Origin of the sequence: Dietzia cinnamea NBRC 102147 (assembly GCF_001571065.1) — a bacterium.
GTDB classification, from domain to species: domain Bacteria; phylum Actinomycetota; class Actinomycetes; order Mycobacteriales; family Mycobacteriaceae; genus Dietzia; species Dietzia cinnamea.
Window position 1 is genome coordinate 1 of sequence record NZ_BCSW01000049.1, and the last position, 19,832, is coordinate 19,832.

Annotated in this window: 16 protein-coding genes; 11 read left to right on the forward strand and 5 right to left on the reverse strand. The window is 71.7% G+C overall.

From position 1 onward, the window contains the following. Positions 1-110: 110 nt before the first annotated feature. A complete protein-coding gene (locus DCI01S_RS13475; RefSeq protein WP_061229699.1) occupies positions 111-1,136 on the reverse strand; it encodes a PQQ-dependent sugar dehydrogenase family protein in 1,026 nt (341 codons plus the stop codon). A 66-nt stretch (positions 1,137-1,202) separates the two neighbouring features. Here DCI01S_RS13475 and DCI01S_RS13480 point away from each other — a divergent pair, with 66 nt between their 5' ends. Then, positions 1,203-2,033 (forward strand): DoxX family protein, encoded by an 831-nt coding sequence (locus tag DCI01S_RS13480; RefSeq protein ID WP_061229700.1) that lies wholly within the window; start codon positions 1,203-1,205, stop codon positions 2,031-2,033. 54 nt (positions 2,034-2,087) lie between these two features. Here DCI01S_RS13480 and ilvD read toward each other — a convergent pair whose 3' ends face one another. After that, complete coding sequence (ilvD, locus tag DCI01S_RS13485; RefSeq protein WP_061229701.1) at positions 2,088-3,926, reverse strand: dihydroxy-acid dehydratase; 1,839 nt, start codon at positions 3,924-3,926, stop codon at positions 2,088-2,090. 185 nt (positions 3,927-4,111) lie between these two features. Here ilvD and DCI01S_RS13490 point away from each other — a divergent pair, with 185 nt between their 5' ends. Beyond that, positions 4,112-5,548, forward strand: coding sequence for a YhgE/Pip domain-containing protein (locus tag DCI01S_RS13490; RefSeq protein ID WP_244881740.1), 1,437 nt, complete (start codon positions 4,112-4,114; stop codon positions 5,546-5,548). Here the strand turns inward: DCI01S_RS13490 and DCI01S_RS16860 are convergent. Then, positions 5,444-5,878, reverse strand: a complete 435-nt coding sequence (locus DCI01S_RS16860) for a PH domain-containing protein (protein ID WP_082767816.1) — start codon at positions 5,876-5,878, stop codon at positions 5,444-5,446. The genes DCI01S_RS13490 and DCI01S_RS16860 overlap by 105 nt on opposite strands. Before the next feature lie 282 nt (positions 5,879-6,160). Between DCI01S_RS16860 and DCI01S_RS13500 the strand changes: the two genes are divergently transcribed. The 4 genes from DCI01S_RS13500 (at position 6,161) to DCI01S_RS13515 (ending at position 11,342) form a co-directional block, all read left to right on the forward strand. Next, complete coding sequence (locus DCI01S_RS13500; RefSeq protein ID WP_082767817.1) at positions 6,161-8,056, forward strand: acetolactate synthase large subunit; 1,896 nt, start codon at positions 6,161-6,163, stop codon at positions 8,054-8,056. After that, complete coding sequence (ilvN, locus tag DCI01S_RS13505; RefSeq protein WP_061229705.1) at positions 8,053-8,559, forward strand: acetolactate synthase small subunit; 507 nt, start codon at positions 8,053-8,055, stop codon at positions 8,557-8,559. Before DCI01S_RS13500 ends, ilvN begins: the two co-directional genes overlap by 4 nt. Positions 8,560-8,613: 54 nt before the next feature. Further along, positions 8,614-9,627, forward strand: coding sequence for a ketol-acid reductoisomerase (ilvC, locus tag DCI01S_RS13510; protein WP_061229706.1), 1,014 nt, complete (start codon positions 8,614-8,616; stop codon positions 9,625-9,627). Positions 9,628-9,704: 77 nt separating this feature from the next. After that, a complete protein-coding gene (locus tag DCI01S_RS13515; RefSeq protein WP_061229707.1) occupies positions 9,705-11,342 on the forward strand; it encodes a hypothetical protein in 1,638 nt (545 codons plus the stop codon). A gap of 40 nt (positions 11,343-11,382) precedes the next feature. Here the strand turns inward: DCI01S_RS13515 and DCI01S_RS13520 are convergent, their stop codons facing one another. Together DCI01S_RS13520 and DCI01S_RS13525 are read right to left on the reverse strand one after the other, a co-directional pair. Next, complete coding sequence (locus DCI01S_RS13520) at positions 11,383-12,867, reverse strand: phytoene desaturase family protein (RefSeq protein ID WP_167349566.1); 1,485 nt, start codon at positions 12,865-12,867, stop codon at positions 11,383-11,385. Continuing rightward, positions 12,864-13,451, reverse strand: coding sequence for a hypothetical protein (locus DCI01S_RS13525; protein ID WP_061229708.1), 588 nt, complete (start codon positions 13,449-13,451; stop codon positions 12,864-12,866). Before DCI01S_RS13525 ends, DCI01S_RS13520 begins: the two co-directional genes overlap by 4 nt. Positions 13,452-13,657: 206 nt before the next feature. Between DCI01S_RS13525 and serA the strand changes: the two genes are divergently transcribed. From serA to DCI01S_RS13550, 5 genes are all read left to right on the forward strand, one after another. Next, positions 13,658-15,250, forward strand: a complete 1,593-nt coding sequence (gene serA, locus DCI01S_RS13530; protein WP_007627150.1) for a phosphoglycerate dehydrogenase — start codon at positions 13,658-13,660, stop codon at positions 15,248-15,250. 26 nt (positions 15,251-15,276) lie between these two features. Further along, the gene (locus DCI01S_RS13535; protein ID WP_061229709.1) at positions 15,277-16,296 is read left to right on the forward strand and encodes a 3-isopropylmalate dehydrogenase; all 1,020 of its coding nucleotides are present in this window, start codon (positions 15,277-15,279) and stop codon (positions 16,294-16,296) included. 114 nt (positions 16,297-16,410) lie between these two features. Continuing rightward, positions 16,411-18,273 (forward strand): DUF294 nucleotidyltransferase-like domain-containing protein, encoded by a 1,863-nt coding sequence (locus tag DCI01S_RS13540; RefSeq protein ID WP_061229710.1) that lies wholly within the window; start codon positions 16,411-16,413, stop codon positions 18,271-18,273. A gap of 80 nt (positions 18,274-18,353) precedes the next feature. Further along, complete coding sequence (locus DCI01S_RS13545; protein WP_368664642.1) at positions 18,354-18,992, forward strand: exonuclease domain-containing protein; 639 nt, start codon at positions 18,354-18,356, stop codon at positions 18,990-18,992. Between the two features lie 9 nt (positions 18,993-19,001). Continuing rightward, the gene (locus DCI01S_RS13550) at positions 19,002-19,796 is read left to right on the forward strand and encodes a fumarylacetoacetate hydrolase family protein (RefSeq protein WP_061229712.1); all 795 of its coding nucleotides are present in this window, start codon (positions 19,002-19,004) and stop codon (positions 19,794-19,796) included. Positions 19,797-19,832 lie beyond the last annotated feature (36 nt).

The window sequence follows — 19,832 nt, forward strand, 5'->3', positions numbered from 1 at the left end:
CCGTCGTCGTCGTATCCAACCCCGTCACCCCCTGCAGCGCCGCGCCATCACTCGAACATGAGAACGAGTTTACCGACAGAACGAGGATCGCACAAGGGTTCGATCCGAACTTACATGCGGGCGTCGCCTCCGCCGCCGGAGTCGGGCAAGATGACCGCCCGGTCGTCGGTCGCGACAGGGGACCCGCCGGCCTTGTTGGTGGTCCCGGCCAGGAGGATGCCCTCGCCGACCACAGTGAGGCCGGTGAGCCGCCCGTAGCGCCCCTCCGCGAGAGCCTCGGGCTGGCCGCGCGCGGCACCGCCGGCGGTCTGGAGGGTGTCGACACGCTCGGCGTCCGGGAGCGCGATCGCCAGCGTCCCCTCGCCGGCCGCGCACCCGCCCGCGGAACGCTGGTCAGGCCACGTCCACACCATCCGATCCGGGGCGCGGAGGGCGGCGCCACGGTCGGTCACGGTGGAGAGGTACACCTCGTCGTCGTGGACGCACAACGCCCGGATACCACCCAGATCACGCGCGATCACCTCGGGCCGTTCGGCGCGACCGATGCCCGTGAACGACGGGAACCGCACGAGCTCCGACCCGACGCCGACGGTGAGGACGTCCGCGACGAACGCGAGGCCGCCGCTCTCGGCGGGAGCGAGTTCCGCGACCGTGCGGGGAGCATCGCCGCGCGCCAGGCGCTCGACGCGGGTGGGTCCATCGCCGACGACGAGGAGATACACCAACCGGTCCTGGGCGAAATCCGGGGACGGCGCGACCGCGGCCACCCGACCGCCCCGCGGATCCACCCGCCCGAAATCCTCCGGCACCGCGTCCGGCGAGACGATCCGCACCGCACCCGTCGACTCGGCGACCAGCGCCCGTTCACCCAGACCCGCCACGGCGACGGCCGGGCCCAGACACGTGGCGATCACCGCAGGGTCCGGGTCCACGCACGGACCGGTCTCGGGGGCCGGCTCGGGGTCCCCGGAGGGCGACGTCGGCGGGGGAGTCGGAGCGCCGGGTGCACTCGGCGGCGGCGCGGCCCCCGCCCCCGGACCCGGTGCCGGCGTGAACGGGGCCTCGAGGCGATCGTCGAACCTCGCGCAGCCCGACACCGCGACGGCGAGCGCCAGGACGAGCGCGAGCGATCTCATGCCGACCAGAGTACGGCGCGCCGTGTCCTACGGGTCCCCGCGGCGGCCCCGGCCTACAGTCGAGAGGTGACTTCCTCAAAGCGCGGTGACGACGACGCCCGTACCGAGATCATCCACGACGTCGACTATCCGCTCGACGTGCCCGGCACCAAGGGTCCGGGGCCGGGTGCGGGAACGGGCGCGAGCGGCGGGACGGGGGACACCGCCACCACAGCGTTCCCGGCCGCCGGGCGCACCGACTACTCGCAGTTCTCCGAGTCGGGTGGATACGACATGTCCGCGCCGTTGCCGTTCGGCGAGCAGCCGACCACCATCGCGCCCGCCCGCCGCGACGATATCGGCAGGCGCGGGACCATCGACCTCGGACTGTTCGTCCTCCGCCTGGCGGTGGGCGTCCTGCTGGCGATGCGCGGACTGCAGAAGCTCGCCGGGCTGTTCGGCGGCCCGGGGATCGACGGGTTCGCGGAGACGCTCGCCGACTCCGGTTTCGACATGGCCCGCGCGCTGGCGATCGCCGGTGGTGCCGTCGAACTCGTCGCGGGGGTCATGCTCGTCGTGGGGCTGGCCACGCCCATCGCCGCGGCCGGCCTCCTCGGGATCGTCGGCCTCGGCATCGCGGTCCGGTTGACCGGAGCGGACCCCATTCCCGTCCTCAGCGACACCTCGCGGGGACTCGAGCCGTCGATCCTCTACGCTGCGGCGCTGCTGACGCTGCTCTTCACCGGACCCGGGCGGTGGGCCGCCGACCGCAAGTGGGGATGGTCGCACCGCCCGCGGTTCAGCGGGATCGTCTGGCTGGTGATCGTCGTCGTGCTGGCCGGCGTCCTGTGGTATTTCCTCAACGGCACCAACCCGTTGACGTCGTCCGCCGACAGCGCACCGATCACCGCGGGCTGACCGCGCCGGTCGCTGCGGGCCGACCGCTCGTCGGCGGTCGGCCCGGATCCGCGATCAGTCCGGCAGGATCCGGACGGCGCCCTTGTCCGCCGACGACGCCATCGAGGCGTACGCGCGCAGGGCGGTCGAGACCTTCCGGTCCCGGTTCGCCGGCCGCCACGGTAGCGGTCCCTTCTCCTCCCGGCGGCGGGCCAACTCGTCGTCGTCCACCTCCACCGAGATGGACCGCGTGGCCACGTCGATCGTCACGATGTCGCCGTCACGCACCAGGCCGATCGGGCCGCCCGAGGCGGCCTCGGGCGCGATGTGGCCGATCGACAGCCCCGAGGAACCGCCCGAGAACCGACCGTCGGTGATGAGAGCGCACTTCGTGCCGAGGCCCGCGCCCTTGATGAACGCGGTCGGGTGCAGCATCTCCTGCATCCCCGGGCCGCCGGCCGGCCCCTCGTACAGCACCACCAGGACCTCACCGGCCTGCAGCGTCTTGTTGAGGATCACCGACACCGCCTCCTCCTGGGACTCGACCACCCTGGCCGGACCCGAGAAGTGGAAGTTCTCCTCCGACACGCCCGCGGTCTTGAACACCGACCCGTCGGGCGCGATGTTCCCGCGCAGCACGACGAGGCCGCCCTCTGCGGTCGCGGGGTGCTCCACCGAGTGGATGCAGCCGCCCACCGCGTCGGTGTCGAGCGACTCCCAGCGGTTGTCCGTGGAGAAGGGCTCGATCGTGCGCACCCCGCCCGGGGCGGCGTGGAACAGCTCGACGGCCTTCTCGGTGGCCGTGCCGCTGCGGATGTCCCAGTCGGCGATGTACTGCTCGAGCGACGGGGAGTGCACCGAGTGGACGTCGGTCTCCAACAGGCCACCGCGGTACAGCTCGCCGAGGATCGCGGGGATGCCCCCGGCCCGGTGCACGTGCTCCATGTAGTAGTCCGAGTTCGGGGCGACCTTGGCCAGGCACGGCACCCGGCGGGAGACCTCCTCGATGTCGTGCAGGTCGAAGTCGACCTCGCCCTCCTGCGCGGCGGCGAGGATGTGCAGCACCGTGTTGGTGGAGCCACCCATCGCGACGTCGAGGGCCATCGCGTTGGTGAAGGCGGACTTGGTGGCCACCGAGCGGGGGAGCACCGAGTCGTCCTCGTCGCGGTAGTAGCGCGTGCACAGGTCCACGATGAGGCGACCCGCCTCGGCGAACAGCTCGCGGCGCGCACTGTGCGTGGCCAGCGTCGAGCCGTTACCCGGTAGGGACAGCCCGAGGGCCTCGGTGAGGCAGTTCATCGAGTTGGCGGTGAACATGCCCGAGCACGACCCACACGTCGGGCAGGCCGATCGCTCGATGGCGTCCAGATTCTCGTCGTCGACGGCGGAATTCGCCGAGGCGGAGATCGCGGTGATGAGGTCGGAACCCGCCTTGACGACGCCGTCGACGACCACCGAGAAGCCCGACTCCATCGGACCGCCCGAGACGAACACCGTGGGGATGTTGAGCCGCATGGCCGCGTTGAGCATGCCCGGCGTGATCTTGTCGCAGTTGGAGATGCACACCAACGCGTCCGCCGTGTGGGCGTTGACCATGTACTCCACCGAGTCGGCGATGATCTCGCGGCTGGGCAGCGAGTACAGCATGCCGGCGTGTCCCATGGCGATGCCGTCGTCGACGGCGATGGTGTGGAACTCACGCGCCACGCCGCCCGCCGCCGCGATCTGCTCCGCGACAATCTCGCCCACGTTCTTCAGGTGGACGTGGCCGGGCACGAACTGCGTGTAGGAGTTGGCGATCGCGATGATCGGCTTGCCGAAGTCAGAGTCCGTCATACCGGTCGCACGCCAGAGGGCCCGGGCCCCCGCGGCGTTGCGTCCGGCGGTACTGGTTCGTGACCTCAGGGGCGGCATGGGACCTCGATCCGGTTCGAAGGAGAACGGGCGGCCGGAGGGGCTGCACCCGCGGGGCGTTCCGGACGCGCCGACGGCGGCGCCCCGGACTGGCCGTGACCTCCCCACGATACGCCCCGGTGCGGGTTTACTCTTCTCACGGTCGGCCGCCAGGCCCGCCCGCCCACGACGAGAGGGGGATGGACATGAGCGACTCCGGCCACACCGGCGGGATCCGGGAGTTCGTCTCGCACTCCGCAGGGGCCGTCGCGGTCGTCTGCGGCCTGTTCTTCCTCCTGGCCTTCATGTACATCGGCGGCACCGCGGACCCGCAGGCCCACGCCCGACACATCCCTGTCGCGGTCGTGAACGAGGACGAGGCGGCGACGCTCGAGACCCCGGTCGGCCCGCGACGGATCGACGTCGGCACCCGCATCACGGCGGGGCTCATCCAGAACAACGAGTGGGGAACCGTCCGGCTGCACATGGTGGACTCCGCCACCGCGGAGGCCGGGCTGCGGGACGGTACGTACTTCGGCGCTCTGCGGATACCCGCCGACCTCAGCGAACGGGTCGTCGGGCTGGTCGAGGCGGCCGCGACGGAGGCGGGTCGGAGCGGGCCGGTGCCGGGCCGCGCCCGCGTGGAGATGCAGTACTCACCGCGGGTGTCGATCGTCTCCGGCCAGGTGATGAACACGATGGCCGACCGGATGCGGGAGTCGTTCCGGGAGCGTGTCGGGCCGGGTCTGGTGGAGGACGCCCAGCTCCTCGCCGGGGCAGAGGGCGGGACGGTCGACGCGGCCGCGGAGCTCGCGCTCGGCGACCCGATCCGGGTCGACGTCACGGCGTGGAACCCGTTGCCGGCGGGCGTCTCCAACGCGTCGCTGCCGATGTTCTACGCGCTGGTCGTCATCCTGGCCGGGTTCACCGGCGCGATGATCATCTCCGCGCTGTTGGACGCCCGGCTCGGGTTCATCCCGCTGGAGATCGGGCCGTTCGCCCATCACGTCCACGTGGCGCCGTTCGGTCGGGTCCAGACTCTCGTACGGAAGTGGGCGGTCACGCTGGTCACCGCCCCGCTGGTGTCGGCTCTGTGCCTGTGGGTGGCGGACATCCTCGGCATCAGCGGGTACGACCCGTGGCACATGTTCTGGTTCTCGAACCTCGTGATCGTGGCGGTGGGGGTCTGCGCGCACACCATCATCGCCGCGATCGGCAACGCCGGACTGCTGGTCAACCTCGTGCTGTTCGTGGTGCTCGGGATCCCCACCTCGGGTGGGGCGACGCCCACGCAGATGCTGCCGCCCGTCTTCGTCGCCATCGGCGACCTGCAGCCGATGCACCAGGCATATCTCGGCCTGCGCGCGATCATGTTCTTCGACTCGGGCTGGGAGGCCGGGCTCGGTCACGCCGTGTGGGTGCTCGGCGCCTGGACGGTGGGCGGCCTCGTGGTGGGCATCGCGGTCACCCTCGTGTACGAGCGCATGGGGATGCGCCGACAGGCCGTGGCCGACCGGGTGCCGGCCGGCCGGGGAGGATCAGGGCTGCTCGGGTCCGGGCGCGGAGTAGGGGTCGCGGATGCGGCCCCGGCTGGCGGCGGACAGGCGCGGAAGGTCGTGGAACGACACGCCGCCCATCGGTAGGGAGTCGTCCGAGGTCGTCACGAGCCGGGCGAAGCCCTTCTTCGGGAACATCACGCCCTTCACCTCGTCCCACGGGACCGAGCGCCGGGAGCGCCAGGTCGACAGGTGCACTCCGCGCTCGTCGAGCCGGGTGCGGGTCCTGGCCACCCACCAGGCGAAGGCCACCGGGATCAGCACCAGCCAGCCGAGGGCGAGCGGGTAGGCCGCGACGGGCCAGAGGATCGCCACGACGAGGATGGCGATGACGATGTAGGACATGGGGTTGACGCGGAAGAGGGCGCGGTCGCGCGGGGTCGACTCCGGCACGGGGGCTCTGAATGGGGCGCTCATGATGTCCTCTAGTCTCGCACGGTCCACTATGTGGGATCGGTGTTCCACGAGTTGACGCTTCGGACGGCCGGGGCCTAGTCTGGGCCGCGTGAACACCTGGAACGGTCTCGTACTCGGCCGGCGCGTCGGCGCCTGAGCCGCAACCTGGCTTTCCCCCGACGCGCACCCTCGCCGGCCCCATGTGGCCGTCGGGGGTTTTTTGTTGCCAGGTTCCACCGGTCCCACCGGACCGGGTGAGGCGACGAACGACAAGCTCCACGACCAGCATGAAGGACAGTTGAAGTGAGCGCACCAACGCCACAGCCCGGACCCCGTCCGGGCACAGACCAGAAGGCCCGCCCGGCGGCCCCCGAGCGGATGACGGGCGCGCAGGCCGTCGTCCGGTCCCTCGAGGAGATCGGCACCGAGGTGGTCTTCGGCATTCCCGGCGGGGCGATCCTGCCGGTCTACGACCCGCTCTACGACTCGGCCAAGGTCCGGCACGTGCTCGTCCGGCACGAGCAGGGTGCGGGCCACGCCGCCACCGGCTACGCCCAGGCCACCGGTCGGGTCGGCGTCTGCATGGCGACCTCGGGCCCAGGTGCCACCAACCTGGTGACGCCACTCGCGGACGCGCAGATGGACTCGGTTCCGATCGTGGCTATCACCGGCCAGGTGGGGACCGCCCTCATCGGCACAGACGGTTTCCAGGAGGCCGACATCTCCGGCATCACGATGCCGATCACCAAGCACAACTTCCTGGTCTCTCACGGTGACGACATCCCGCGGATGATCGCCGAGGCGTTCCACATCGCCCAGACGGGCCGTCCGGGTGCCGTGCTGGTGGACATCCCCAAGGATGTCCTGCAGGGCGAGATGACGTTCTCGTGGCCGCCGGAGATGAAGCTCCCCGGCTATCGGCCCGTCACCAAGCCGCACGGCAAGCAGATCCGCGAGGCCGCCCGGATGATCGCGCGGTCGAAGCGACCGGTGCTGTACGTCGGCGGCGGCGTCATCAAGGCGGACGCCTCCGCCGAGCTCATGGCGCTGGCCGAGCTGACGGGCATCCCCGTCGTCACCACGCTCATGGCCCGCGGCGCGTTCCCGGACTCACACCGGCTGCACTTTGGGATGCCCGGCATGCACGGCACGGTCGCCGCCGTCGCCGCGCTGCAGCGGTCCGACCTGTTGGTGACGCTCGGTGCGCGCTTCGACGACCGGGTCACCGGGCGCCTCGACACGTTCGCACCGGACGCGAAGGTCATCCACGCCGACATCGACCCGGCCGAGATCGGCAAGAACCGTGCGGTCGACGTGCCGATCGTCGGCGACATCAAGGAGGTGCTGGTCGAGCTCGTCGAGACGCTCCGCGGTGAGCGGGAGTCCGGGGCACTGGACGCGCCGTCCGCGTGGGTCGGCGAGCTGGACGAGATCCGGGACGAGTACCCGCTGGGGTACGCGCCGCAGTCGGACGGGTCCCTGTCGCCGGAGTACGTCATCGAGCGCCTCAGCGCGGCCGCCGGCCCCGACGCGGTGTACTGCGCGGGCGTGGGGCAGCACCAGATGTGGGCGGCCCAGTTCGTCAAGTACGAGAAGCCACGCACGTGGCTCAACTCGGGCGGCCTCGGCACTATGGGCTACGCGGTGCCCGCCGCGATGGGCGCCAAGTTCGGCCGTCGGGACGCCGAGGTGTGGGCCATCGACGGCGACGGCTGTTTCCAGATGACCAACCAGGAGCTGGCCACCTGTGCCATCGAGGGTGCGCCGATCAAGGTCGCGCTCATCAACAACGGCAACCTCGGCATGGTCCGGCAGTGGCAGACGCTGTTCTACGAGGAGCGCTACTCGCAGACCGACCTGTCGACGCACTCCATGCACATCCCCGACTTCGTCAAGCTCGGCGAGGCGCTGGGCTGCGTGGCGCTGCGCTGCGAGCGGCCCGAGGACGTGGACGACGTGATCGCCAAGGCGCGCGAGATCAACGACCGGCCGGTGCTCATCGACTTCATCGTGGGCAAGGACGCCCAGGTCTGGCCGATGGTCGCGGCCGGGACGTCCAACGACGAGATCATGGCGGCCCGGGACATCCGGCCGCTGTTCGACGACACCGACTCCGCGGCGGACGAGGCCACGGAGATCCACGAGGTGACCGAGCGGATCGACGCCGCCGTCATCGCCGGCCAGGAGGAGGATCAGTGAGCGCGCGTTCCCACACCCTGAGCGTGCTGGTGGAGGACAAGCCCGGCGTGCTCGCGCGCGTCGCGTCGCTGTTCTCCCGGCGCGGGTTCAACATCGAGTCGCTGGCCGTGGGCCCGACCGAGACCGACGGGTTGTCCCGCATGACGATCGTGGTCAACGTCCAGGACTTCCCGCTCGAGCAGGTGACCAAGCAGCTCAACAAGCTGGTCAACGTCATCAAGATCGTCGAGCAGGACCCGGCCGGTTCGGTGGCCCGCGAGCTCACGCTGGTCAAGGTCCGGGCCGACGCCACCAACCGCGGGCAGATCGTGGAGATCGCCAGCCTGTTCCGTGCGCACATCGTCGACGTCTCGCCCGAGTCGCTCACGCTCGAGGCGACCGGCACGCCGGACAAGCTCGACGCGCTGTTGCGAATGCTCGACGGCTACGGCATCCGCGAGATCGTCCAGTCCGGGATGGTCGCGCTCGGACGCGGTCCCAAGTCCATCACCACCACTCGATAGTCTCGACCAGTAACCCGGTTTCGACTTACCGATAACAAACGAAGGGAATCCACCATGGCAGTGGAGATGTTCTACGACGATTCGGCGGACCTGTCGCTGATCCAGGGCCGCAAGGTCGCCGTCATCGGCTACGGCTCGCAGGGCCACGCGCACTCGCTGAGCCTGCGCGACTCCGGTGTCGAGGTCGTGATCGGCCTGCGCGAGGGCTCCAAGTCCCGCGAGAAGGCCGAGGAGGCCGGCCTCAAGGTCATGACCGCGTCCGAGGCCGCCAAGTGGGCCGACGTCGTCATGCTGCTCGCCCCCGACACCTCGCAGGCGCAGATCTACGCCGACGACATCGAGCCCAACCTGAACGACGGCGACGCGCTGTTCTTCGGCCACGGCCTCAACATCCACTTCGGCCTCATCAAGCCGGCCGAGAACGTCACCATCGCGATGGTCGCGCCGAAGGGCCCCGGCCACCTCGTGCGTCGTCAGTTCGTCGACGGCAAGGGCGTCCCGGCGCTCATCGCCGTGCAGCAGGACCCCAAGGGCGAGGGCGAGGCGCTCGCGCTGTCCTACGCCAAGGCGATCGGCGGCACCCGCGCCGGCGTCATCAAGACCACCTTCAAGGACGAGACCGAGACCGACCTGTTCGGTGAGCAGGCCGTGCTGTGCGGAGGCACCGAGGAGCTCGTCAAGACGGGCTTCGAGGTCATGGTCGAGGCCGGGTACGAGCCCGAGCTGGCCTACTTCGAGGTGCTCCACGAGCTCAAGCTCATCGTGGACCTCATGTACGAGGGCGGCATCGCCCGCATGAACTACTCGGTGTCCGACACCGCGGAGTTCGGCGGCTACCTCTCCGGCCCGCGCGTCATCGACGCCGGCACCAAGGAGCGCATGAAGGAGATCCTCGCGGACATCCAGAACGGCGAGTTCACCAAGCGCCTCGTGGCCAACGTTGAGGGCGGCAACAAGGAGCTCGAGGCGCTGCGCAAGGAGAACGCGGAGCACCCGATCGAGGTCACCGGCCAGAAGCTGCGCGACCTCATGAGCTGGGTCGACCGTCCCATCACGGAGACCGCCTGAGTGTTGCGGAAGCATCTCGTGTGAGGCCCCTGTAGGGTCCACCGGGATCGATTCCCGACAACTTTAGGAGGACCGCCGTGCGTCACATCAACCGAGGTGTGGGTGCGGCGGTCCTCGCCTTTTCCCTGGCCGCCACGACGGTGGCCTGTGGGTCGACGGAGGACGGTGACGCCCCGGGGATGCGGGCGGTCGAGGCGGACGGGGTCCGGATCGCCACCGACGCCGACGGCTCGGGTGTGGAGGCCACGCGACTGCTGGTGGAGTCCGCGCCGGTGGTCGTGGTGGCCGCGCCGGACGAGGCCGCCCAGGCCACCGCAGCGTCGGTCGCCGTGGGCCTGCGCGCCCCGATGCTCACCGCCGTTCCGGGCGGCGAGGCGGGCCTGGCCGACGAGGTGTCGCGACTCGGCGCCGAGCGGGTGCTCCGGGTCGGCGCGGTGTCGTTCGGATACGACGACGGCGAGGTGGTCGATTCCCCGACCGACCGGCCGGGGCTCGAGGAGCTGACCGGGATCACCTTCGATTCCGAGCTGGAGGTCCCCGGCGACCGGATCGACGACGTCACGGTCCACCAGTCACCCGGCGCGCCGGCGCTGATGACGATCGGCGGTCCGAACACCGCGGGCGGCGGCGCGGATGCCGCCGGAGGCGGCGAGGGTGCGGCAGAGCCGTTCGAGCCGGGTGCACCCGCATGGGACGGCGACGACGCCCCGAGCGTGCTCGTCCACGACCGGACCCCCGTCGCATCGATCGCGACGGCCGTGGCCGCGGGTGCGGCGGTGTCCCACCTCCGGGCACCGGATCCCCGGGTCGACGGCGGGTCGGTCGAGGCAGTGCGGGACGCCGACGCGGTCTACGCACTCGGCCCCGGGTGGGGGACCGAGCAGGAGCTCGGCGATCGCGTCGAGACCGCCCGCACGGTGCCCGAGCTCCCGGGCGGCGGGCAGCTCATGTTCCCCGGGCGTCGCTTCGTGGCCGCCTACGGCTCGCCCATCACCCCTGCGCTGGGCATCCTCGGCGAGCAGGGCCCCGCCGAGAGTGTGGCGCGTGTGCAGACTCTGGTCGACCAGTACCAACCCTTTTCGCCGGAACCGGTGGTCCCGGCGTTCGAGATCATCGGGACGGTCGCCGCGGGCGGACCGGGAGCCGACGGCAACTTCACCAACGAGTGGGACCCGGAGATCTTCGTCCCGCTCGTCGACGCGATCACCGAGGCCGGCGGGTACGCGGTGATCGACCTGCAGCCGGGGATGGCCGACATGGTCGACCAGGCGAAGATCTTCGAGGACCTGCTGCGCCGGCCCGGCGTAGGGCTGGCGCTGGACCCCGAGTGGAAACTGAAGCCGGGCCAGCAGCCGGGCGCGCAGATCGGGTCGGTGGACGCCGAGGAGATCAACCGGGTGATCCACTGGCTGGCGGACCTGACCCGCGACAGCGGGGGACCGCAGAAGCTGCTCATCCTCCACCAGTTTAGCATGGCCATGATCAGCAACCGCGACCGGATAGACACCTCCCGCCCGGAGGTGGCGATCGCCCTGCACGCGGACGGCCACGGCACGCCGCAGCTCAAGATGGAGACGTGGGACGTCCTGCGCAGCGGGCTCTCTCCCGACATCTGGATGGCCTGGAAGAACTTCTACGACGAGGACACGCCCACGTTCACGCCCGAGCAGACGATGGCCGTGCGGCCGCGCCCGTGGTTCGTGTCCTATCAGTGACCCGGCAGACCTGCCCGAGGTGACGTCGCCGGCGAGGTGGTCAGCGGCCGAGGATCCGGTCCGCCACGTGCCGGCCGGCCATCCCGTGCACGCCGGGCCCGGGCGGCGTGGAGCCCGAGGCGTGCCAGACGCCGGGGACGGGCGTGGCGAACGGGTCGACCCGCGGCACCGGGCGCGCGACCAGACCCCGCAGGTCCACCCGTCCCGCCGCGATGTCCCCGCCGGCGTTGTTGGCGTTGTGTTCGGCCATCCGGTCCGCGGGCGTGCAGTGGGTGGCGAGTACGACGTCGCGCACTCCCGGTGCGACCTCCTCCAGCGCGGCGAGCACCTGCTCGGTCTGGTCGCGGCCGGAGTAGGCGGGGACGTGGGCGTAGGTCCACAGTGGCCGCCGGCCGTCCGGGGCGATGCGGCCGGGGTCGGTCACCCACGGCTGCGAGACGAGGATCATCGGGCGCTCGGCGTGGCGGCCGGCGGCCACCTCGCGCTCGGCGACGGCCAGCGCCTGCGAGTCCCCGCCCAGATGAACGGTGCCCGCCCGGGCGAGGCGCTCGTCCCGCCACGGCACAGGGCCCGATAGGACGAGGTCGACCTTCGCGGCCGCGCCGCCCATCGGCGCCTCCATGAGCTTCCGTGCGCGGCGCGCAACGGCGGGTGACGGCGATGACGCCAGCAGGATCCGGCCGAGGATCCTCGACGAGGTGTTGAACACCACGTCGCGGGCGTCGAGTCGCGCGAGCGAGTCGACGGTGACGCCCGTGTGGATCTCGCCCCCCGCGTCCCGCACGGCATCGGCCAGGGCAGCCGTGATCGCGCCGCTGCCGCCGACGGGCAGACCCCATCCGCGCGGGGAGTGCAGCAGCGCGCCCAGGACGAGCCCGACGCCCGTCGCGGCCGGGGACGTCAGCGGGGTGATGGCGTGGGACGAGATACCGGACAGCAGCGTCCGGCCGTCCGGGCCGAGAGGATCGGCGACCCCGCCGCGGGGATGCGCCCGCAGGAAGGCGCCGGCGAGCGCCGCCGTCGCCGCCACGGGCGGGATCGAGCGCTGATCGGACAGGGCGGCCGCGACCACGTCCTCGGCGCGGCGGCCCAGCGGGCCCATCACGCTCCACCACCGGTCGGCCTCCTCGCGCGAACCCAACCCCTCGGCGAGGGTCGCGGGGGAGGGGTCGGACGGCACGACGATCGCGTCCCGGCCCGGCAGGGCGTGCCCGAGCTGCACCGCGGGCACGGCCAGCTCGACGCCGTGGGCCGCCAGGTCGAAGTCGCGGAAGAACGGCGAGGCCCCCGCCATCGGGTGCACGGCCGAACAGGGGTCCACGAACAGGCCGTCGGCGAGATCGTCCGGGATGTCGCCGGCGACGTCGGACATCGGCAGAGTCCGGCAGCCGCCGCCGATGGTGTCCTGCGCCTCGAGGACCACGACCTTCCGCCCGGCACGCGCGCACATCACCGCGGCGGCCAGACCGTTCGGGCCCGAGCCCACCACGATGACGTCCGCGCGCACGATCCCGGCGGCGCTCACCCGAAGACCGCCAGGCCGTAGGCGCGGCGCAATTGTTCCAGTAACTCCTCCTGCGCCCGGGCCTGTTCCGCGAGACCCCGCAGCAGCCGGCCGGTGTCGTGGACGCCGAACTCGTCGTCGTCGTCACCGCCGGGCGCCGGGTCGTCGGCGACCCACGACGCCGCGAGCAGCTCCCACATCGAGCGCTTGGCCACCACCAGGGTGCGGAGCGTCTCCAGGACGGCGAGCCGCGCCAACGGATCGCGCAACACCGGTCCCACGGGCAACGCGGCGAGCGTCACCACGGACGACGCCCTGAGGAGTCCGCGACCCGGCGCGCCCCACGGCGACAGGCGCCGCAGCAGAGCCGCGGCGGTGTCGATCTCCCGGTCGAACTCCGCGCGCAGCGGCACCAACCGCACGCGGTCGGCCGGCTCCACGGCGCTGATACAGCGGTCGAGGATGCTGCGGCCCACGGCCGCGCCGTACAGGTGCGCCCGCAGATACGTCGCCACCGCCGTCGCGCCCCGCGCCGGCGCCACCACCGGCAACCACGGGTCAGGGAATCGGACCGGGGACGGTGTCGACCGGGGGCTGCGGGGCATCAGGGCTTTCCGTTCGTCGCGCGGCGGTGTGCTCGTCGGTGTGTTCGTCGGCGTGCCCGTGCCACGACGGCGGCCGGATGGGGCGCGACCGTCGGGCCGGACTCCCCGCCACGGTAGGCGGCCCGGGCCGCACCGGCCACTGATCGACGGCGGTGACAGGTGGCCTAGACTGGCCCTGACCGTTTTGACACCGAGGAGATCCCACTGTGACAGCATCCGGACGTCCCGTCGTCCTCATCGCCGACAAGCTCGCCCAGTCGACCGTCGACGCGCTCGGCGACGCCGTGGAGGTCCGCTGGGTGGACGGCCCGGATCGTCCGAAGCTCCTCGAGGCCGTCGCCGACGCCGACGCCCTGCTCGTGCGCTCCGCGACGACCGTCGACGCCGAGGTGCTCGCCGCCGCGCCCAACCTCAAGATCATCGGCCGCGCCGGCGTGGGCCTGGACAACGTCGAGATCCCTGCCGCCACCGAGCGCGGCGTCATGGTGGTCAACGCGCCCACCTCCAACATCCACTCGGCCGCCGAGCACGCCGTCGCGCTGCTCATGGCCGCCTGCCGCCAGATCCCCGCCGCCGACCGGACGCTGCGCGAGCACACCTGGAAGCGCAGCTCCTTCAACGGCGTCGAGCTGCTCGGCAAGACCGTCGGTGTCGTGGGCCTGGGGCGCATCGGGCAGCTCGTGGCCCAGCGCCTGGCGGCGTTCGAGACCCACATCATCGCCTACGACCCCTACCTGCCGGCCGCCCGCGCGGCGCAGCTGGGCATCGAGCTCGTGGACATCGACGAGTTGGTCTCCCGGGCCGACATCATCACGATGCACCTGCCCAAGACCAAGGAGACCGCCGGCCTGTTCGACGCCGCGCGTCTCGCCCGTGCCAAGGACGGCGTCGTGATCGTCAACGCCGCCCGCGGCGGCCTCATCGTCGAGGACGCCCTCGTCGACGCCCTGAAGTCCGGCAAGGTCCGCGCCGCCGCGCTCGACGTGTTCGACACCGAGCCCTGCACCGACTCGCCGCTGTTCGAGCTCGAGAACACCGTCGTCACCCCGCACCTGGGCGCCTCCACCGCCGAGGCCCAGGACCGCGCCGGTACGGACGTCGCGCGCAGCGTCCTGCTCGCGCTCCGCGGCGAGTTCGTGCCCGACGCCGTCAACGTCTCCGGCGGCCCGGTCGGCGACGAGGTCGCCCCCTGGCTCGACCTCGTCCGCAAGGTCGGCCTCATCGCCGGCCACCTGTGCCCGGGCGTGCCCACCACCGTCAACGTCGAGGTCGCCGGCGAGCTCGCCGCCGAGCAGGTCGACGTCCTCGGCCTGGCCGCCCTGCGCGGCCTGTTCTCCGCCATCACCGACGAGCCGGCCACGTTCGTCAACGTCGGCCAGATGGCCGAGCAGCGCGGCGTCACGCACTCGGTCGAGACCCGCAGCGAGTCCAAGTCCTACCGCAGCACGGTCACCGTCACGGCCGTCGCGGCCGACGGTTCCACCGGGAAGGTCACCGGGACCCTCTCGGGCCTGGACCAGGTGCAGAAGATCGTCCGGATCAACGAGCGTGGCTTCGATCTGCGCGCCCAGGGCCAGAACCTCTTCGTCCACTACTCCGACCGCCCGGGTGTGCTCGGCAAGGTGGGCTCGATCCTCGGCGGCGAGGGCATCGACATCCAGGCCGCCGCCCTGAGCCAGGACGCCACCGGTGAGGGCGCGTCGCTCATCCTGCGCGTGGACCGTGCGGTCGCCGAGCCGACGATCGACCGGATCGTCTCCGACCTCGGCGCCACCGCCACCCAGATCAACCTCGACTGACGAGCAGCAAAGGAATCCACACCGTCATGAAGCTCGCAGTCATCCCCGGAGACGGCATCGGCGTCGAGGTCATCGCCGAGGCGCTCAAGGTCCTCCACGCGCTGGTGCCCGACGTCTCCACGACCGAGTACGACCTCGGGGCCCGCCGCTACCTGCGCAACGGCGAGACCCTCACCGACGCCGACATCGCCAGCCTCAAGGAGCACGACGCCATCCTGCTGGGCGCCATCGGCGACCCGCGCTCCGTGCCGGCCGGCGTGCTCGAACGCGGCATGCTGCTCCCGCTGCGGTTCGCTCTCGACCACCACGTCAACCTCCGTCCCTCGCGGCTGTTCCCGGGCTCGGCCACGCCGCTGAAGGACCCCGGTGAGATCGACTTCGCGGTGGTGCGCGAGGGCACCGAGGGCCTCTACACCGGCAACGGTGGCGCGATCCGCGTCGGCACCCCGCAGGAGATCGGGACCGAGACGTCGGTCAATACCCGCTTCGGCGTGGAGCGTGTCGTCCGCGACGCCTTCGCCCGCGCACAGGCCCGCCGCGGCAGGCTCACGCTGGTCCACAAGACCAACGTGCTGGTCAACGCCGGCGGACTGTGGCAGCGGACGGTCGACGAGGTCGCGCCCGAGTTCCCGGGTGTCGAGGTGGACTACTGCCACATCGACGCCGCGACCATCTACATGGTCACCGACCCCGCGCGGTTCGACGTGATCGTCACCGACAACCTCTTCGGCGACATCATCACCGACCTCGCCGCGGCCGTCACCGGCGGGATCGGCACCGCGGCGTCCGGCAACATCGACGCCTCCGGTACCAACCCGTCGATGTTCGAGCCCGTCCACGGCTCGGCCCCGGACATCGCCGGCCAGGGCAAGGCCGACCCGACCGCGGCCATCCTGTCCGTGGCCCTGCTCCTGCGCCACCTCGGCAAGGAGGACGAGGCCGCGCGCGTCGAGGCCGCCGTCGAGGCCGACCTCGGTTCGCGCGGCGACGCACCCGTCGTCACCTCCGAGGTGGGCGACCGGATCGTCGCCGCGGTCAGCGCCTAGCCCGGACCGCCTCCCCGGCGTCGGCACGCCGGGACCCGTCCCACCCCGACGGCCCGCGGGTGTGAATTGCGTGAAGCGATCACACCGCGGGCCGTCGGCGTCCACAGTGGAGGCGTGGACGTGGAACTGGCCGAGGTGCGCGACTTCCTCGCACGCTGTGCGCCGTTCGACGGTCTCCCGTCGGAGCAACTCGACCGACTTCCCGCCCTGCTGTCCCAGCGCTACCATCGCCGCGGCTCGGTGATCATCGAACCGGGGACGCCGAACGACTACCTTCACATCATCCGGACCGGCGCCGTCGAGGTGTGCGATCCCGACGGCACCCTGCTGGACGCGCGCGACGAGGGCGACTGTTTCGGCTACTCGACCCTCACCGAGTCCCGCCTGTCGCGCTACCTCATGGTGGCCACGGCGGACACCCTGCTCCTCGAGATGTCCCGCGAGGTGTTCGACGAGCTGGCCGCCGGGCATCCCGCCTTGCGCGCCTTCTTCGGCGCGCGTAACGACCGGATCCGCCAGGATCTGGCATCCGCCCGCGCCGCCGCGGCCGGAGGCGACGCCCTCGGCACGCCGGTGGGGGAGCTACTCACGCGGGACGCCGTCACCGTGGGGCCCGACACCCCCATCCGGAAGGCCGCACAGCTCATGACGGTCGAGCGGGTGTCGGCGCTCGCGGTGGTCGAGGCCGGGCGTGTGGTGGGAATCTTCACCGACCGCGATCTCCGCACGAAGGTCGTCGCCGCCGGCGGGGACCCCGAGGCTCCGGTGTCGACCATCATGACCCGCGACCCGGTGACGGTGGACGCCCGCACCCGGGCGTTCGACGCCACGCTGCTTCAGATGGACCGCGGGGTCCACCATCTACCGGTGTGCCAGGACGGGGCGCCGATGGGGATGGTCACCACGGGCGACCTGCTCCGGCTCGCCCAGGCCGACCCCGTCTACCTGGCCGCGCGGATCTCCCGCGCCCCGGACACCGACACGGTCGCCCGGCTGGCGGAGCGGCTCCTGCCGCTGATCGGTGAATTCGTGCGGCGCGGGACCGCACCCCAGGACATCGGGCGCGTCATCACCGCCACCGCCGACGCCGCCACCCGGAGACTGCTCGGCCTGGCCGAGGCCGACCTCGGACCGCCGCCCGCCGCCTACTGTTGGGTCGGTCTCGGCTCGCAGGCCCGCGGCGAACTCGGTGCGTCCAGCGACCAGGACAACGCCCTGATCCTCGACGACGCCGCCGACTCGGTCGCGGGCGCCCACGACTACTTCGCCGCACTCGCCGACCGGGTCTGCGACGGCCTGGACCGGGCGGGCTTCCCGCGGTGCCCGGGCGACGTGATGGCGAGCAACCCGCAGTGGCGGCGCACCGCGTCCGACTGGGAACGACGGGTGCGGGACTGGGTGGGCGCGCCCGACCCCGACGCCGTCTTGCACAGCCAGGTGTTCTTCGACATCCGCGCCGTCCACGGGTCCGAGCGACTGGTGGACCGGGTCCGCCGCGAGATGCTCTCCAGGCCCCGGGGGAGCCGACGGTTCCTCGCCCACCTGGCCCGGATCGCCTGCGAGTGGCAACCGCCTCTCGGGTTCTTCCGGGGACTCGTGGTCGCGCGCCGGGGGGAGTACCGCAACACGCTGGACATCAAGGCGGGCGGCATCGCGCCCGTCGTCCAGATCGCCCGGCTGCACGCGCTGTCGGCGGGGCTGCCGGAGGTCTCCACGCTGGGCCGACTCGAGGCCGCGGCGGCCGCAGGGGTAATCGCCCGGACGGATGCCGAGAACCTGTCCGGCGCGATCCGATTCCTCAGGGGTCTGGCCTACCGGCACCATGCGCGCCAGATCGCCGACGGGATCGAGTTGGACAACCACGTCGACCCGTCGATCCTCGGCACGATGGACCGGCACCGCTTGCGGGCGGCGTTCCGCATCATCGCGGCCGCGCAGTCCGCGTTGGCCATCCAGTACCGGGTCGGGCAGATGTGACGGGACTGGGCAGACTGACGACGGCCGCCCGCCGGCGGCGCGCGGCGCGCCGGGTGCCCGACGGCCCGCTAGGCACCTTCTTGCGGACACCGCCGCCGGGCGCCGCCACACCGCTGGACGAGGTTCGGTTGTTGGCCGTGGACGTGGAGACGACGGGCCTCGACCCGCGGCGGGACCGCGTCGTGTCGGTAGGATTCGTGCCGGTCGACGGGGACCGGATCGTGCTGGGCGGGGCCGGGTCGATGCTGCTGCGGCCGGACGACCGGCCGGGGGACGACGGCGGGGTGGGCCAGAGCGCTACCGTGCACGGCCTCACAGACGACGACGTGGCGCACGGGGACGCGATCGCGGAGGTGCTCGACCGGGTGCTCGCCGCCCTGACCGGACGTGTCCTGCTGGCGCACTACAGCATGATCGAGGTGGACTTCCTCGGCGCGCTGTGTAAGCGCGTGTACGGCGTGTGCCCGCCGCTGGAGGCCGTCGACACGCTCGAGCTGCAGCGACGGATTTCCGGCGGAGGGATCGACATGGGGTTCACGGCGGATCCCTCGCCCGACGAGCTGCGCCTGTGGGGTGCCCGGGGACGCTACGGGCTTCCCCGGTACCGCGCGCACGACGCGGCCGTCGACGCGCTCGCCTGCGCTGAGCTGTACCTCGCACAGGTGGCCGAGCTCCGCGACCGTGGGGCACGCGTCCTACGTGACCTCCGTACGCCCTAGGATCGCGGTATGCGTCTCGCCCGTATCGCCCATCCGCAGGGGTTCGCCTTCGTCGAGGTCCGTGGGGACATCGCCGACCCCTCCTCGCTGACCTGTGCCGAGATCTCCGAGCACCCGTTCGGTACCCCCGAGTTCACCGGCCGGGAGTGGCCGTTGGCCGACGTGCGTCTCCTCGCGCCCATCCTGGCGTCGAAGATCGTGTGCGTCGGCAAGAACTATGCCGACCACGCCGAGGAGATGGGATCGCCGGCGCCCGCCGAGCCGTTGATCTTCCTCAAGCCCAACACCTCGGTCGTCGGCCCCGAGGCGGCCATCGCGTACCCGCCGAGCTCCGAGCGGGTCGACCACGAGGGCGAGCTCGCCGTCGTGATCGGGCAGCCGTGCCGCGACGTCGCCGCCGCCCGCGCGCACGAGGTCATCCTTGGCTACACCTGCGCGAACGACGTCACCGCGCGCGACCAGCAGCTCTCCGACGGACAGTGGACGCGGGGCAAGGGCTACGACACCTTCTGCCCGCTCGGTCCGTGGATCGTCACCGACCTCGACCCCAACGGACTCGACGTCCGCACCACCCTCACGCACGAGGACGGGACCAGCGAGCTGCGCCAGGACGGCAACACTTCACAGTTCATGCACACCGTCGGCGAGATCATCGAGTACGTCAGCCGGGTCATGACCCTGTTGCCCGGGGACGTCATCCTCACCGGCACCCCGGCAGGCGTCGGGGCGATGCTGCCCGGTGACCGCGTCACCGTGGAGATCGAGGGCATCGGTGCGCTGACCAACCCGGTCGTCGACAGGTAGCCCACCCGCGTGCCGCCGGGCTCCACCCCGGCGGCC